Source organism: Dinoroseobacter shibae DFL 12 = DSM 16493, assembly GCF_000018145.1.
In the GTDB taxonomy this organism is placed as follows: Bacteria; Pseudomonadota; Alphaproteobacteria; order Rhodobacterales; family Rhodobacteraceae; genus Dinoroseobacter; species Dinoroseobacter shibae.
This window is the reverse complement of sequence record NC_009952.1, coordinates 1628144-1644510: the sequence shown is the minus strand read 5'-3', so window position 1 is coordinate 1644510 and position 16367 is coordinate 1628144. Positions and strand designations below refer to the sequence as shown.

General features: G+C 66.6%; 13 protein-coding genes. 9 read left to right on the top strand and 4 right to left on the bottom strand.

Translation table 11 applies throughout. The annotated features are described in order from the left end of the window. Positions 1-113: 113 nt before the first annotated feature. The 5 genes from dusB to ntrX all read left to right on the top strand — a co-directional run bounded on the left by dusB (position 114) and on the right by ntrX (position 7326). The gene (dusB, locus tag DSHI_RS08020) at positions 114-1115 is read left to right on the top strand and encodes a tRNA dihydrouridine synthase DusB (RefSeq protein WP_012178248.1); all 1002 of its coding nucleotides are present in this window, start codon (positions 114-116) and stop codon (positions 1113-1115) included. Next, entirely contained in the window at positions 1112-2185 is a 1074-nt protein-coding gene (locus tag DSHI_RS08015; RefSeq protein WP_012178247.1) for a two-component system sensor histidine kinase NtrB, read from the top strand. The genes dusB and DSHI_RS08015 overlap by 4 nt, the downstream gene beginning before the upstream one ends. Next, positions 2185-3549 (top strand): response regulator, encoded by a 1365-nt coding sequence (locus DSHI_RS08010; RefSeq protein ID WP_012178246.1) that lies wholly within the window; start codon positions 2185-2187, stop codon positions 3547-3549. Before DSHI_RS08015 ends, DSHI_RS08010 begins: the two co-directional genes overlap by 1 nt. 148 nt (positions 3550-3697) lie before the next feature. Beyond that, a complete protein-coding gene (locus DSHI_RS08005) occupies positions 3698-5914 on the top strand; it encodes a sensor histidine kinase NtrY-like (RefSeq protein ID WP_083768418.1) in 2217 nt (738 codons plus the stop codon). Beyond that, the gene (ntrX, locus tag DSHI_RS08000) at positions 5911-7326 is read left to right on the top strand and encodes a nitrogen assimilation response regulator NtrX (protein ID WP_012178244.1); all 1416 of its coding nucleotides are present in this window, start codon (positions 5911-5913) and stop codon (positions 7324-7326) included. The genes DSHI_RS08005 and ntrX overlap by 4 nt, the downstream gene beginning before the upstream one ends. 161 nt (positions 7327-7487) lie before the next feature. On the opposite strand, the gene DSHI_RS07995 is transcribed toward ntrX, so the two are convergent. Together DSHI_RS07995 and DSHI_RS07990 are read right to left on the bottom strand one after the other, a co-directional pair. After that, the gene (locus DSHI_RS07995) at positions 7488-7925 is read right to left on the bottom strand and encodes a hypothetical protein (RefSeq protein WP_012178243.1); all 438 of its coding nucleotides are present in this window, start codon (positions 7923-7925) and stop codon (positions 7488-7490) included. A 22-nt stretch (positions 7926-7947) separates the two neighbouring features. Next, a complete protein-coding gene (locus DSHI_RS07990; RefSeq protein ID WP_012178242.1) occupies positions 7948-8430 on the bottom strand; it encodes a hypothetical protein in 483 nt (160 codons plus the stop codon). Between the two features lie 162 nt (positions 8431-8592). On the opposite strand from DSHI_RS07990, the gene trkA reads away from it, so the two are divergent. The 4 genes from trkA (at position 8593) to hflX (ending at position 13125) form a co-directional block, all read left to right on the top strand. Further along, positions 8593-9969 (top strand): Trk system potassium transporter TrkA, encoded by a 1377-nt coding sequence (gene trkA / locus DSHI_RS07985; RefSeq protein ID WP_012178241.1) that lies wholly within the window; start codon positions 8593-8595, stop codon positions 9967-9969. Beyond that, on the top strand, positions 9969-11477 hold the full coding sequence (locus tag DSHI_RS07980) for a TrkH family potassium uptake protein (RefSeq protein ID WP_012178240.1): 1509 nt from the start codon (positions 9969-9971) through the stop codon (positions 11475-11477). The genes trkA and DSHI_RS07980 overlap by 1 nt, the downstream gene beginning before the upstream one ends. Before the next feature lie 125 nt (positions 11478-11602). After that, a complete protein-coding gene (hfq, locus tag DSHI_RS07975; protein ID WP_044027689.1) occupies positions 11603-11836 on the top strand; it encodes an RNA chaperone Hfq in 234 nt (77 codons plus the stop codon). Between the two features lie 41 nt (positions 11837-11877). Continuing rightward, positions 11878-13125, top strand: a complete 1248-nt coding sequence (gene hflX / locus DSHI_RS07970) for a GTPase HflX (RefSeq protein WP_012178238.1) — start codon at positions 11878-11880, stop codon at positions 13123-13125. Positions 13126-13228: 103 nt separating this feature from the next. Here the strand turns inward: hflX and DSHI_RS07965 are convergent, their stop codons facing one another. Beyond that, positions 13229-15712, bottom strand: coding sequence for a penicillin acylase family protein (locus DSHI_RS07965; RefSeq protein ID WP_012178237.1), 2484 nt, complete (start codon positions 15710-15712; stop codon positions 13229-13231). 74 nt (positions 15713-15786) lie between these two features. Next, positions 15787-16356 carry a lipid-binding SYLF domain-containing protein gene (locus tag DSHI_RS07960; RefSeq protein ID WP_012178236.1) on the bottom strand — a complete coding sequence of 190 codons (570 nt, stop codon included), beginning with the start codon at positions 16354-16356 and terminating at the stop codon, positions 15787-15789. Positions 16357-16367: the final 11 nt, after the last annotated feature.

Below are 16367 nucleotides of genomic sequence, written 5' to 3'. Positions count from 1 at the left end.
AAAGTGCCTAAAAACGATGCAGTTTAAGAATCCGTGTCCTATTTATGGTCGACGCCGTTGCCGCAGGGCCGCAAACCCGGTAGCCGGTGAAGACATGCACAAGGATTAAGCGTTTGACCGTTCTCTTGGCAGAGCAACCGCTGGCAAACCCGGTTCTTCTCGCGCCCATGGCGGGGATAACGGACTTGCCGTTTCGAAATGTCGTGTCCCGCTTCGGGGCCGGTCTCGTGGTGTCCGAGATGGTCGCCAGTCAGGAAATGGTACAGGCCAAGGCCTCCGTCCGGGCGCGGGCCGAACTGGGGTTCGGCGCGCAGGCCACCGCCGTGCAACTCGCCGGGCGAGAGGCATACTGGATGGGCGAGGCCGCGCGGTACGTGGCCGACCAGGGCGCGCGCGTCATCGACATCAACATGGGCTGCCCGGCCAAGAAGGTCGTCAATGGCGCGTCGGGCTCGGCGCTTATGCGCGATCTCGACCACGCGCTGACCCTGATCGACGCGGTGGTGGCGGCGGTGGATGTGCCCGTGACGCTCAAGACCCGGCTGGGCTGGGACGACGACTGCCTCAACGCACCTGACCTGGCGCGCCGGGCCGAGGCCGCGGGCATCGCCATGGTCACGATCCATGGGCGCACACGCTGCCAGTTCTACAAGGGCGCGGCTGACTGGACCGCCATCGGGCGTGTCAAACGCGCGGTGTCGATCCCGGTGATCGCGAACGGCGATATTGTCGATACCGCCGCCGCGGCGCAGGCCCGCGCGGCCTCTGGCGCCGACGGCCTGATGGTGGGGCGCGGCGCGCAAGGACGCCCCTGGCGGCTGGCCGAGATCGCCGCTGCCCTCTATGGCGCGCCCGCGCCCGACATCCCCAGTGGCGACGCGCTGGTCGATCTGGTTCTCGCCCATTTCGAGGCCATGCTCGCCTTCTACGGCCCCGAACTTGGCCTGCGCACCGCGCGCAAGCATCTCGGCTGGTATATGGAGGCACGGCCCGACGGGTTCAGCCCACCGAAATCCCTGCGCCGCGCGATCCTCACCGCCACCGACCCGGCAACGGTCCGCAGGCTCGTGCCGGCGGCGCTCACCGACGCTGATACGACGCAGGTGGCCGCATGACCCAGCTCACCCAGGCCCTCTGGGTTTCCCTTCCGATCCCGGCGCTGATCCTGTCGGGCGAGAACACCATTCTCGAACTCAACCCGGCGGCCGAGAATTTCATGAACGGCTCCCAGCGCAGCCTTCTGGACGCGCCGGTCTGGGACAAGTTGATGGTCGACGCGCCCCTCGAAGAGGCGTTCGACCGGGTCCGCAAGAACCTCTCGCCGCTCTTCATCAACGATGTGGACGTGGGCACGGGCGAACGCCCGCCGGTGCTTTGCAACATCCAGGTCTCGCCTTTGGTGGACAATCCCGAACTTGTGCTGCTGCTGCTGGAGCCGCGGGAAATCGCCGGGCGTCTGGGCCGGTCGATGCAGTCCCAGTCGGCCGCAAAATCCGCGATAGGCATGGCCGAGATGCTTGCCCATGAAATCAAGAACCCCCTGGCCGGCATCACCGGGGCCGCGCAGCTTCTGGGCATGAACCTGTCGAACGAGGACCGGGAGCTGACCGACCTGATCGTCGCCGAAAGCCACCGGATCGTGAAACTGCTGGAACAGGTGGAGCAGTTCGGCAACCTGCGTCCCCCCGACCTCAGGCCCGTCAATATACATGATGTGCTGGAACGCGCGCGCAGATCCGCCGTGGTGGGCTTCGGGGCTCATGTCACGATCCGCGAGGATTACGACCCGTCCCTGCCCAACACCTATGCCGATGGTGACCAACTGCTGCAGGTATTTCTCAACCTGCTCAAGAACGCCGCCGAGGCCTGCAAACCCGGCGGGACGATCAGGATCCGGACCTTCTACGAGCTGTCGTTACGTTTGCGGCGCAAGGACGGCTCTGGCGGCACCGTGCCGTTGCAGATCGAGATCATGGATGACGGCCCCGGCCTGCCCCCCGAGATCGAGAGTGACGTGTTCGAACCCTTCGTGTCGGGGCGCGAGAATGGCACCGGGCTGGGACTCGCGCTCGTCTCCAAGATCATCTCCGATCACGATGGCTGGATCGCCGTGGACAGCGTCCCTGGCCGCACCGTGTTCCGTATTTCCCTGCCTGTCGCCCCCCGCACCGAGGAGACTACCTGATGGATGGCACCGTTCTGGTCGCCGATGACGACCGCACGATCCGCACCGTTCTGACCCAGGCGCTCACCCGCGCCGGCTGCAAGGTCCATGCGACTTCCAGCCTGATGACCCTCATGCGTTGGGTCGAAGAGGGCAAGGGCGACCTGGTGATCTCGGATGTGATCATGCCCGATGGCAACGGGCTGGAAACGCTGCCCAAGATCACCGAGGCCCGGCCCGGCCTGCCGGTGATCGTGATCTCGGCGCAGAACACCATCATGACCGCGATCCAGGCAGCGGAGGCCGAGGCCTATGACTACCTGCCCAAACCCTTCGACCTGCCGGACCTGATGAAGCGCGCCGCCCGCGCGCTGGAGGTCAAGCGCCGCGCGCCACCGCCCAAGCTCAGCTCCGAGAGCCCGAACGAGGATTTGCCGCTCGTGGGGCGCACGCCGCAGATGCAGGCGCTCTACCGGCTGGTGGCGCGGGTGATGAACACCGACCTGCCGGTGCTGATCACCGGCGAGAGCGGGACGGGCAAGAGCCTGATCGCCCGCGCGATCCACGACTTCTCGGACCGCCGCACGCTGCCCTTCGTGGTGGCGGGGGCGGCGGACCTGGCCGGGGCCGACGGCCCGTCGACCCTCGTGGCCAAGGCCCGGGGCGGCTCGATCCTGTTCGACGAAGTGGGCGATCTCGACGACGAAGCCCAGGGTCGCATCGTGCGGATGCTGGACCAGTTCGGCGACAATTCCCCGCGCATCATGTCCACCTCGCAAAAGGACCTGATGCAGAAGATGGAGGCCGGCATCTTCCGACAGGATCTGTTCTACCGACTCGGCGGTGTGACGATCAACGTGCCGTCCCTGCGCGAACGGGTGGATGACATCCCGCTGCTGGCGACCCATTTCCTGGCTCGGGCCGAGCGGGATGGCGCTCCGCTCAAGCGCCTCTCCGAGGCCGCCAGCGACATGGTCCGCGCCTATTCCTGGCCTGGCAATGTCCGGCAGCTTGAAAACGCCATGAAGCGGCTGGTCATCACCGCCCAGGAGGACGAGATCGGGCGCGCGGATGTGGAAATGGTGCTCGGCAGCCAGCCCGCGATCGAGCCGCTGATGGGCGGGGGCGAGGCCGACAAGCTCAGCGCCTCGGTCGAAAAGCACCTGCGCCGGTATTTCGACCTGCATGGTGGGGTACTGCCGCCGCCGGGCCTTTACCAGCGGATCCTGCGCGAGGTAGAGACCCCTCTGATCGAGATCGCCCTCGATGCGACCGGCGGGAACCAGGCCAAATGCGCCGCTCTGCTCGGGATCAACCGCAATACCTTGCGCAAGAAGATCACCGATCTGGATATTCAGGTGACACGCCGGCGCAAATTGATGTAAAAGCGCAACAGCGTGTCGATCAAGGTACGGTCACGCGGGTTCGCCCGCGGAACGAGGTGTCGTGCGAGCAGTCACGGGAAGATATCTCAGCCGCTGGGTGACGCGTTACGTTTCCCTGCGGAACCTGCAAACCTGGACCACCCTTGGCATGGTGGCTCTGGGACCGATCCTTGCGATCGCCACTTTCCTCGTGCTCGGCCCGCTGGATCAGGGACAGGATGCCACGACCCTGCGCGTGGTGATTCTCGCCGATTTCGTCTACGTCCTGATCCTCGCCGCACTCGTTCTGCAGCGCGTTGCCCGGATGATCGCCGCCCGCCGCGCCCGGTCGGCGGGATCCCGCCTGCACCTGCGCCTGACCGGCGTCTTCGCCATCGTCGCCCTCGTGCCCACGGTTCTGGTCGCGGTCTTCGCGACGATCACGGTGAATTTCGGGCTCGAAGGCTGGTTCTCGGACCGGGTGCAGCGGGTGCTCGGCGCGTCCCTCGCCGCCGCCGAGGCCTATGAGGAAGAGCAGCGCGTGCAGCTGCAGATCGACACCGCGGCGCTGGCCTCCTATCTCGACCGCGCCCGGGCGGAGCGCGTCTTTCTCAGCGATGGCGACCTGCGGCAGCTGCTCGCCCAGGGTCAGAGCAGCGTGCAGCGCGGGCTGCGCGAGGCTTATATCGTCAACGCCAATGGCGACATCCGCATCCGGGGCGAGCGCAGCTACCTCTTTGACTTCGAACGTCCCACCCCGGACCAGATCGCTGCGTCCGAACAGGGCACCCCGATCGTTATCGAAGACTGGACCAACAACGAATTCCGTGCGCTTGTGAAGCTCGCCCGCCACGTGGACCGCTATCTCTATGTCAGCCGCGAGGTGGATGGCGAGATCCTGACCCTGCTCGACGACACCCAGGAAACCGTGCAGCTCTTTCGCCAACTCGAAAGCGACCGGGGCCAGCTGCTGTTCGATTTCGGCCTGCTCTATATCGGCTTCGCGGTCATCCTCATCATCGCCTCGATCTGGCTCGGGCTGTGGTTCGCCGAACGTCTGTCGCGCCCGGTGGGGCGGCTGGCGGGGGCGGCGCAACGGGTCGGGGCAGGGGACCTGGACGTGAAGGTCCCCGAACAGCAGGGCGATGACGAGATCGCCATGCTGGGGCGCCTTTTCAACCAGATGACCCGGCAACTGAAGGCCCAGCGCGAGGCGCTGTTGGAAAACACCAACCAGATCGAGCGCCGCCGCCGCCTGTTCGATTCCGTGCTGGGCTCGGTCACTGCCGGGGTCATCGGCCTCGATTCCCGGGGGCGGGTGGATTTCATGAACCGCTCCGCCACCGCCATGCTGGCCCTCGACGGTGTCACCGTCAGTGGCCGCGGCATCGACGAGGTGGTGCCCGAGTTCGAGGACCTCTTCGACAAGCTGCAGGGCGGTCTGCGCGACGTGGCCCAGCAACAGGTCAGCCTGACCCGGCAGGGACGGCAGGAAAGCCTGCTGGTGCGTATCGCCAAACGCCTCAACCGCGAGGACCGGCTCGAAGGCTACGTGGTGGCCTTCGACGATGTGACCGATCTTGCCACCGCCCAGCGCATGGCCGCCTGGGGCGACGTGGCCCGCCGTATCGCCCACGAGATCAAGAACCCGCTCACCCCGATCCAGCTTTCCGCAGAGCGCATGAAACGCAAGTTCGGCCCCCGCCTCGGCGAGGACGGCCCCGCCCTGGTGGAGCTCAGCGATGTGATCATCCGCCAGACCGCCGATTTGCGCCGAATAGTGGACGAATTCTCGAAATTCGCCCGCATGCCGGAGCCGGAGACCGCCCATCTGGATCTCGCGCAACTGGTGCGCGACGCAGTGCTTTTACAGCAGGTCGCGCAACCCGACGTGACCTTCGTCACCGACATCTCGCCGGACCCTGTGCCTGCCGATCTCGACGCAACCCTGATGGGGCAGGCGCTTACCAACCTGCTCAAGAACGCCGGCGAAGCCATCGAGAGCCGCCAGACCGGCAAGACCGGCGATACCCGCCCGGGCGAGATCCGCGTGAGTCTCCGCAACCTGGGCCGGGAGGCGGAGCTGACCATCGCCGATAACGGCATCGGCCTGCCACCGGACACCGCCAAACTCTTCGAACCCTACGTGACGACCCGCGACAAGGGCACCGGCCTCGGTCTGCCCATCGTCCGCAAGATCGTAGAAGAACACCAGGGCACGCTGGAGCTGCGGCCCGCCGAACCCTTCACCCCGGACACCCCGCCCGGGGCTGCCGCGGTGATCCTGCTTCCGACGCGCCCTCCGGATCCCGAGGCCGCCACCCAAGTCGACGCATCCCGACCCGAACCCGACATAACGCCCCCAAAAAAGACTGCGACAGCATGACCGATATTCTGATCATCGACGACGAGAAGGACATTCGCGAGCTGGTCTCCGACATCCTTCAGGACGAAGGCTACGCCACCCGCACGGTCGGCACCGCCGAAGATTGCATGGACCAGATCGAGGCCCAGCCCCCCGGCCTGATGATCCTCGACATCTGGCTCAAGGACAGCTCGATGGACGGCATCGACATCCTCGTTCGGGTCAAGCGCGAGCGCCCCGAGATCCCCATCGTGATCATATCCGGCCACGGCAATATCGAGATCGCCGTCGCCGCCATCAAGCAGGGCGCCTATGACTTCATCGAAAAGCCTTTCAACATCGACCAGCTGCTGCTGGTGGTCAAACGCGCCATGGAAACCTCCAAGCTGCGCCGCGAGAATGCCGAGTTGAAACGCCAGGGCCCGGTGGCGACCGACCTTCTGGGCAACTCCGCCGCGATGAAAACCCTGCGCAGCCAGCTCGACAAGGTCACCCGTTCCAACGGCCGGGTGATGCTCACCGGCCCCTCGGGCAGCGGCAAGGAGGTCGCCGCCCGCTACATTCATGCCAATTCGGCCCGCGCCTCCGGACCCTTCGTGTCCGTCAACTCCGCCGCGATCGAGGCCGACCGCATGGAAGAGGTGCTCTTCGGGCGCGAAGGGCCGGACAAATCCGTGGAAAAGGGTTTGCTGGAGCTGGCCGATGGCGGTGTGATCTTCTTCGACGAGGTGGCCGACATGCCCGCCGGCACCCAGTCCAAGATCCTGCGCGTCCTCGTGGACCAGCAGTTCCAGCGCGTCGGCGGCACCCAAAAGGTGAAGGTCGATCTGCGCGTGATCTCATCCTCGACCACGGATCTCGAGGCCGAGGTCGCCAGCGGTCGGCTCCGGCAAGAGCTGTTCCACCGGCTCAACGTGGTCCCGATCACCGTGCCCTCGCTCGATGAGCGGCGCGAGGACATCCCCGTCCTGGCGCGCCACTTCATCGCCCATTTCAACGAAACCCAGGGCCTCGCCGCGCGCGAACTGGGGGCCGAGGCCGAGGCGATGTTGCAGACCATGCGCTGGCCCGGCAATGTCCGCCAGCTCAAGAACGTGATGGAACGCGTGCTGATCCTCGGCACCGGCGAGGGGGAGATCAGCCCCGAAGAACTGCCCAGCGCAGGCCCCGAAGCCGAGGCCGATGGCGCCACCGGGCTGGTCTCGGGCACGCTCGCGACGCTGCCCCTGCGCGAGGCGCGCGAGCTTTTCGAACGCGAATACCTGATGACGCAGATCAACCGCTTCGGCGGCAACATCTCCCGCACGGCGGCCTTCGTCGGCATGGAACGCTCGGCTCTCCACCGAAAACTGAAATCGCTCAACGTGGTGACCAGCACCAAGTCCGGGGCCCGCGTCGCCCATGTGGAACAGGTGGAGGCTCAGGAGGACTGATCGCCGTCTCAGCGCCCTAGCTGCCCCTCATCCGTGTGGAAGCACTCCGGGGTCGCCTTGGGTGCGCCATTGGTCCGGGCGACAAGCGCGGGGCCAGCCCCCTCGCATCGGGCGACGCGCACAGCGCGGCGCAAGCCCTTCAGGGGCCGGTCAGCTCGGCCTCAGGACCCCGACACGATCACCGGACCGACGCCCGAGACATTCACCCCGCAACTGCCCGGCCCTGCCGCGGCCTGCCGCGTCTCTGCGGTCACGACACCCGCATTCGTACACCGGGGCACCTGCGTCAGGGTGTATCCCTTTGCCTGCAGACACTGTTGCCGGATCTCTTCGCGCACCACCTCGTTGCGGTCGATATCGGCCCAGACCCTGTCATACCCCGTTCGCGGGATGCCATAGCGATACTCGCGCACCTGCACCGTGACCCGCTCCCGCGTGATGTCCACCGGGGCCCTGGCCAGCGCTTGCGCGGCACAGCTTTGCAGATCGCTGGCCAGCCGCGACACGCTCACCCCCGGCTGGTCATAGGCCACAAGGGGACCGCATCCCGCGAGGACCAGCGCCCCCAGCATCCCGACAACCGGCCTCGTCCGCGTCATCTGCCTTCCTCCCGAAACCCGCTCATGTTCCGCTCAACACCACCGGGCCGACATCGGGCACACTGACCGCACAGCTTTGCGGGCCCACGGCGGCCTGTTGGGTCGCACCGGTCACGTCCCGGGCCGACAGGCTCTGGCAGCGCGGGATCTGCGCAAACCCATAGCCCGCCTCGCGCAGGCAGGCCTGTCGCGCCTCCTCCCGGGCCAACTCGTTGCGGTCCACATCCACCCAGGCCCGGTCGAATCCGCCAGCCCCGTAGAGCCCGCGATAGCCATACCCGTACCCGTAGCCGGCACCGATGGAGACATTGCGCACGGTCACGCTTTCGCGGGTGATCTGCGGCGGTGCGGCATCAAAGGCCACAGCGGCACAGCGCTCCAGGTCGCTGGCCAAACGTGACACGGTCACCCCGGGCTGGTCATAGACCAGCATCGGGGCGCAGCCGCCCAGCCCCAAGAGCGCGGCAAACCCCATGCCCAGGGCAGATCGTGTTGCAGGCCCCATCTTCCGCCTCCTGTTCATGCCCGCGCGTCACAGCACGCCGGTGTCCCACCATCGCCAAGCCGGCGGCCCAAGACAAGCCCCGCGCCCCGCGACAGCGGCCTAGCCTTTTCACGCCGCCCGCAGTCAAGTATGCCGGAGGCCAGACCGAGATGGGGCGCAACGATGAAGGTCATCATTTGTGGGGCAGGGCAGGTGGGCTGGCAGATCGCCCGCCACCTCGCGGGGGAGCGTAACGACGTCACCGTCGTGGACAACAACCCCGAACTTGTCCGCCGGGCCACCGACACGCTCGACGTGCAGGGAATCACCGGCTTTGCGTCCTACCCGGACGTGCTGACTTCCGCCGGGGCGAACGACGCCGACATGATCATCGCCGCGACCTTCTCGGACGAGGTCAACATGGTGATCTGCCAGATCTCCCATTCGATCTTCGAGATCCCGCGCAAGATCGCCCGACTGCGCTCCCAAAGCTACCTCACGGCGATCTATTCCGACCTCTACCGGCGCGATCACCTGCCGATCGACGTGGTGATCAGCCCCGAACGCGAAGTGGCCGAGGCCGCGTTGAAACGCCTCGCGGCCCCCGCGGCCTTCGACACCGAGAAATTCCTCGGCGGCAAGGCAACGCTTCTGGGCATCTCGCTCGATGCGGACTGCCCTGTGCTCTCCACGCCCCTGCGGCAACTCACCGACCTGTTCTCGACGCTCCATGCCATGGTCGTGGGCGTGCGGCGCAAGGGCACGCTCTTCGTGCCCGACCCGGGCGACCAGCTTTTCGCCGGGGATCAGATCTATATCTTCTGCAAGGATGACGACCTCGACCGCACCCTCGAAGTGTTCGGCAAGACCACGCGCAAACAGGAACGCATCGTGCTCATCGGCGGTGGCAATGTGGGTCTCACCGTGGCCCGCACACTCGAAAGCCGCGAATCCCGTGTCCGCGTCAAGGTGATAGAACGGGATCGCAAACGCGCCGAGATCGCTGCCGACGCGCTGGAGCGGACCATCGTTCTCAATGGCGACGGGTTGAACGTCGATCTGCTGCGCGAGGCCAATATCGAACGCGCCGACGCGGTGCTGGCGATCACCGATGACGACAAGACCAACCTGCTGGCCGCCGTGCGCGCCAAGTCCGAGGGCTGTCCGGTGGCGATCTCGCTGGTCAACGACCCGACTCTCGTGCCACTGTTGGGGCCCCTGAACATCGACGCCTATATCAACCCGCGCGCCACCACCGTCAGCTCGATCCTGCGCCACGTCCGCCACGGCCGGGTGCGCACGGTCTATTCCATCGGCAATGCCGAGGCCGAAGTGATCGAGGCGCAAGTGCTCTCGACCTCGCCGCTCTCGGGGCAGGTGGTGCGCGACGTGGGCTTCCCGGAGGGCGTGCTGCTGGCGGGCATGCTCAAGGATGGCAAGGTGATCCGCCCCACGGGCAGCACCCGCATCGAGGAAGGCGCGGTCATCGTGATGTTCGCCTTGGCCGAAGATGTGCCCGAGGTCGAGCGTCTGCTCCAGGTCTCGATCGACTTCTTCTGATGGAAACCCTGCGCAAGTTCCCCCTGATCGTCATCCTGATCGGGATCGGGGCGCTCGCGATGTTCATCCCGGCGCTCCACGCGGGCGCCTTGGGCGACAACGCCACGGCGCGCCCGTTTCTCTATGGCGGCATCCTGTTTCTGGTCCTCGCGGGGTTTCTCGGCATTGCCACCATGAACAGCCCTGCCGCCAACAGCGAGCGCCGCCAACTGGTGGCGCTGCTCCTGGCCTTTGCCGCGCTGCCGCTTATGCTCGCCCTGCCGCTCTCGGAGGCGGTGCCGGCCACGCGCTTTTTCAATGCCTATGTGGAAATGGTCTCCGCCCTGACCACCACCGGCGCCACCTTGTTCGAGCCCGATCGCCTGCCCATTTCCGTGCACCTGTGGCGCGCGACCGTGGCCTGGCTCGGCGGGTTCCTCATCTGGGTGACCGCCTTTGCGGTGATGGCGCCGCTGACCCTGGGCGGCTTCGAGGTCACCTCGATCCAGGAGGCCGGGCAGGGCGGCAGCACCGGCCGCAACGAGGGCCATGCCGAACCGGCCACCCGGCTGTTGCGTTTCGCCAGCCGCCTCGCGCCGATCTACATCACCCTGACCGGGGTTCTGTGGCTGATCATGATCCTCTGCGGCATCCCCGGGGCCCATGGCCTGATCTACGCCATGTCCACCTTGTCCACGAGCGGGATCACCGCTGGCGAGCTGCCCGGCAACGCCCCCCGCGGCGGGCTGGCGGAGCTGGCGATCTTCACCTTCCTGATCTTCGCGATCACCCGCCGCAGCTTCATCAATGGCTGGTCCCCGAACTGGCACGAATTGCGGCGCGACCGCGAATTGCGCATCGCGGCGGTCTTCGTCACCGTGATCCCCGCCTTTCTGTTCCTGCGCCACTGGCTCGGCGCGTTCGAGGTCGATGCCGGCGGCTTCGACGGCAATGCGCTCGCTGCGCTCTGGGGGTCGGTCTTCATGGTGCTGTCCTTCCTGACCACCACCGGCTTCGAGAGCGCGTCCTGGACCCAGGCGCAGAACTGGTCCGGCCTCGGCACGCCGGGGCTGCTGTTGGCGGGGATCGCGCTCTTCGGGGGCGGAGTGGCGACGACAGCGGGCGGGGTGAAGCTGTTGCGAGTCTACGTGCTCTACAAGCACGGGCTGCGCGAGATGGAGCGCCTGATCCATCCCTCCTCGATCAATAGCGCAGGGTATACAGGACGACGGCTCAGGCGCGAAGGCTCCACCATCGCCTGGATCTTCTTCATGCTTTTCGCGCTATCCATTGCCCTCGTGATGTCGGCGCTGGCCCTGACCGGCATGAGCTTCGAAGAAGCGACACTGCTGACCTTCGCTGCCTTGACGACCACCGGCCCGATCGCCTCGATTGCGACCGAAGCGCCTATTTCCTATGCAGCACTGCCCGATGCCGCCAAAGCCATCCTGTGCGCCGCTATGGTCCTTGGCAGGCTGGAAACACTGGCCATCCTTGCGCTGCTGAACCCCGATTTCTGGCGCAACTGAGCCGCATTTCCCCTATGTCGTTGCCATTAGGGGTGGAATCCCCCGCGCGCACCCATCATAGTCTGTAAGCACAGCGACAGATGCGCAGGAATTTGCGCGCACCCAAAAGAAAAAAGGCACACAGAATGGCCGGCGACAAACAGAATTTGCAGGACGCTTTTCTCAACCATGTTCGTAAAACAAAGGTGCCCGTCACCGTTTTTCTGATCAACGGGGTGAAGTTGCAGGGGGTGATCACCTGGTTCGACAACTTCTGCGTACTCCTGCGCCGCGATGGGCAAAGCCAACTGGTCTACAAGCACGCCATCTCCACCGTGATGCCGACCCAGCCCATCAGCCTGTACGAGGGCGACGACTGACCGACCTTCATGACCATGCCCCGACGCGCACCCGCGCCCTGGTGCTGCACCCCGAACTGACCGCCGACCGCGGCCGCCGCCTTGCGGGCCCTGCGCTCGAAGAAGCCGTGGCTTTGGCCGCTGCCCTGCCGCGTCTCGACGTGGCCGGGGCCGATATCGTGCGCCTGTCCAAGGTGCAGCCGGGCCTGTTGTTCGGCTCCGGCAAGATCGAGGAATTGCGCGCCCGGATCGAGGCCGACGAGATCGGCCTCGTGCTGATCGACGGCCCCGTCAGCCCGGTCCAGCAGCGCAATCTCGAACGGGCCTGGAAGACCAAGATCCTCGACAGCACCGGCCTGATCCTCGAGATCTTCGCCGACCGCGCCCGCACTCGCGAAGGCGTGTTGCAGGTCGAACTGGCCGCACTGGCCTATCAACGCACGCGTCTCGTACGCTCCTGGACCCACCTGGAACGCCAGCGCGGCGGGCTCGGTTTCGTCGGCGGCCCCGGCGAGACCCAGATCGAGGCGGACCGCCGCGCCATCGACGAGGCGGTCACACGCATCAAACGCCAGCTCGCCAAGGTGGTGAAAACGCGCGAGCTGCACCGCGCCGCGCGCAAGAAAGTACCATACCCAATCGTCGCGCTCGTGGGCTACACCAACGCCGGAAAATCGACCCTGTTCAACCACTTGACCGGGGCGGAGGTGCTGGCCAAGGACATGCTCTTCGCCACGCTCGACCCGACCATGCGGGCCTTGAAATTGCCCGACGGGCTGGAGGTGATCCTGTCCGACACTGTGGGCTTCATCTCAAGCCTGCCCACGGAACTGGTCGCGGCATTCCGCGCCACACTCGAGGAAGTGCTGGATGCCGACCTGATCCTGCATGTCCGCGATATCGCCCATCCCGACAGCGCCGCACAGGCTGAGGATGTCCACAAGATCCTCGAGGCTCTCGGCGTCAAGGACGAGCGCCCGATGATCGAGGTCTGGAACAAGCTGGACCTGCTGCCCGAGGCCGAAGCCGAGGCCCTGCGCACCAGTGCCGCCCGCCAGGACGACGTGCTGGCGATCTCGGCGCTCAGTGGCGAGGGGTTCGACACCCTGCAGGCGGCGATCTCCGCCCGGCTGACACCCGCGCTGCTGGACGAAGTGGTCGTCGTGCCCTTCGCCCAGGGCCGCGTCCGCGCGTGGTTGTTCGAACAGGGTGTCGTTCTGGACGAAAGCCAGGATGAGGACGGCTACCACCTCTCCCTGCGCTGGTCGCCCGTGCAGAAGGCAAGGTTCGAAGCGCTCCTGCACGCCTGAAACCGGTTCCCGCCACGTGCAGGGACCAAGGCGCTTCGAAGCGCCTTGCCAGCACGCACCCTTGGCCTGATTACTCGATCGTCAGGCCGCGTCCGCGATCGGTTCAGGGCCGCGCAACGGCGAGGTCGGGGTAGAGAAGTGTCACCCCATTCGCTCCGGCCCGGGCAAGCTCCGGATCCAGTGTCATCGGGATGTATTCGCCCCGCCGCCATAGCTCCCCCAGATCGTCGTAATGCCGCGACAGGGGATGGCCCGACTGCCCGGTGGAGATGATGAACACCGAACTGTCGGGATCGGCGAAGTCGTAGACCCCCCGATATCCGCCCCCATGAGTGTTGCGGTAAGGGTTCGCCCCGGTCCCTGCCGTCAGCCCGCGCATCAGCGTCGTGTCCCCGCCGCTCGTCGACTGGCGCAGGTTCACGATCGGCCCTAGAAATGGCGCATCCCCCAGCACCGGATGGTCATGGGTCGCCTGGTGTGCATCGCCCCAGCGCCAGCCCTCCACCGCGCTGCCGAACCGCTCCGTCAGCTCCAGCAGCGCATCGTCCAGCGCCCGGCGCGCCTGCAGCGTGCAGTCCTCCACAGCGCTCGTCTGGACCACGTCGCACCAGACCGCCGCCCCGTCCACGTCCCGGAACACCCGCTCCAGAAACAGCACCTGCGGCCGGTCGAATTCATCCGCCAGCGGGCCCAGCTCATCCCGGATCAGCCGCTCCTGCAGCGCACGCATCCAGGCGGTGTAGATCAGCGGCTCGGGCAGATGCTCGCTCATCTCGCCGTTCCACTCCGCCAGCAGGTCCAGCGCCCGCCGCCGCAACGCCGCCTCGCTGCCCTCGGGGGCCGCTTCTTCGGAGAACCACAACTCCCGCGCCACCAGCGGCAGCAGCACCCGCGCCCCCTGGCTCACGGTGTCCAGCTGCGCCTCGATGAAACTCTCCCGCGTATGCACCTGCCGCGCGGACATCAGTCGCTCCCAGCGCTGGATGCGCTGGGTATCGCCCCAGTCGAACGACATGTGCAACGGGAAGGGCCGGTCGATCACCTTGTTGTTGGTATTGCCCAACAGGCCCCCGGGCGGGTCGATCACCTGCGGATTCGCGACAAAGCCCAGCGTGCCCTGCCACCGGTTCTGAACCCGCCAGCCCGGCGCCGGCAGTCGTCCGAGGCTCTGATGGGCCGCCGCGCGCCGGGGCAGGGCGCCCACGGTCTGAAACGCGATCCGCTCCCGGTCAGCCAGGGTCAGGTTCTGCGCCGGGGCCACGAAACTGCGCCCGGCCTTGATCCCCTCGTCGACATTGCGCGCCGCCATCAGCGCGATCGCCGCATCCATGGAGGTGTCCGCATCGCTCAGCGCGGTCCATTTCAACGCCGCCACATGTCCCTCCGGCGTCACCGCCCCGAGGTTGTAGTGGGTGCGCGGGATCACCGGCCCGTTCTCGGTCCAGCGCAGGGTGATCGTCACCGGCGCGGCATCGGCTACCTCGATCACCGTGCGGCGGCTCTCGAAGGGTTTGAACCCGTCCGGGGTCAGGTATTCGCCCGGATTGTCCGGGTTGAGCTGCTCGATCACCAGGTCCTGATCATCCGCGTAGCTGGAGGTCAGCCCCCAGCCGAGAAACGCGTTCCGCCCTGTCAGGACCGCCGGGATCCCCGGCACCGTGCCCCCGATGACACCGCCCGCGCCCAGGTCGAGCCGCGCGAGGTACCATTGCGAGGGGGCGGTGAATTCCAGATGCGGATCATTGGCCAGAAGCGTGCCGCCCGCCGCCGACCGGCTCGGGGCTGCCGCCCAGGCGTTCGAGGCCCCGGCAAGCGCGCGCGGGCCCACGGGCGACAGCGGATCCAGAGGCAGGGGGCCGCCTGCGAAGGCCTGTCGCCGGTCGATGCCGGGCACAAGGGCGGCATATTCCGGCAAATCGATCAGCCCCGTGCCCGGCGCCTCGGGCAGGATGTCGCGCACCCGCTCCGGCGGCAGGGCCAGGGAGATCCGCGCACGCAGCACCTCGGTCTGCAGATGCCAGGACAGTTGCAGCGCCATCAGCTTGATCAGCACCACGCTGTCGGCGGGCTGCCACGGCGCGATCTCTGGCTCGAACAGGAAGAACTCCGGCGCACCGCGCCCCAGCGCACCCTTGTTGACCTCCGCGATCCAGGCATTCACACCGGCAGCATAGGCCTCCAGCGCCGCTTGCGTCTCCGGACGAAGATCGTCGATCGACGCCTGGGCCAGTCGATAGAAATCGAACCGTCGCAGCAGGTCGTCGATCTGCAGGGTCCGCGCCCCGAAAAGCTCCGACAACCGCCCCTGGGCCGTGCGCCGGAACATCAGCATCTGCCACAGCCGGTCCTGGGCATGGACAAAGCCCAGGCCGAAGAAGCTGTCGGCGTCGGTCTGCCCGAAGATATGCGGGATGTTATGGGTGTCGCGCACGATCTCCACCGGGGCCGAAACGCCCGCGAGCGCATAGCTGCCATCGTAATCGGGGATCGAGCGCGACGCGAAGTAATAGACCAGCACGAGTGCGACGCCGAGGCTGATCAATGCCCCCACGAAAAGCCGGAACATCCATTTCAGGATCCGCCCCATGGCGTCACACCCCTTGCAAGGCCGCGCCCGGGCCCGTGATTTCCGCCTGTCCGCGCGGCTTCAGGCCGCCGGGGTCAGGGGATGATGCGATTATAAACCGTGCCGTCCAGGGTCGCACCCGCAATCAGGCCCGCCTGACCGAAAATGATCCCCACGACGGGGTCGATCGCGGTCAGGGTCTCGGCACTGATCTGCTCGCCGGTATCGGCCAGGGCGATCTTGAGATCCCCGCCCACGGTCAGACCGGCGCCGTTGCGGAAGTTCCGCAGTGCCTCGTCGGTCATGAAGAAGATCGCATGGGCATATTGCTGTGCTCCGATCTGCAACCCGATGCTGGCCTGCGTCGCCTGGTAGTAGTCGATGGTCGCCCCGTTGATCCGCAGCGCCCCGCGCCCATAGGATCCGCCCAGGCCGAACCCGGCCTCGGTGATCAGCGGCATGATCAACACGCCCGCCGCCTTGTCGCCCAACTCGCGGCTGCCCGGCACGTCGGACTCGAGAAATTGAATGGCCGCATCCACGCGCTGATCGATCTGGGCCGCCCGCTGGGCGCTGCCCTCGACCGAAGCGCATCCCGCCAATAGGCCCATGCCCGCGATCAGGCTCGCAGCCAGGGCGCCCCGCCGTGTCCAATCTTGTGTCATCTGCTCGCTCT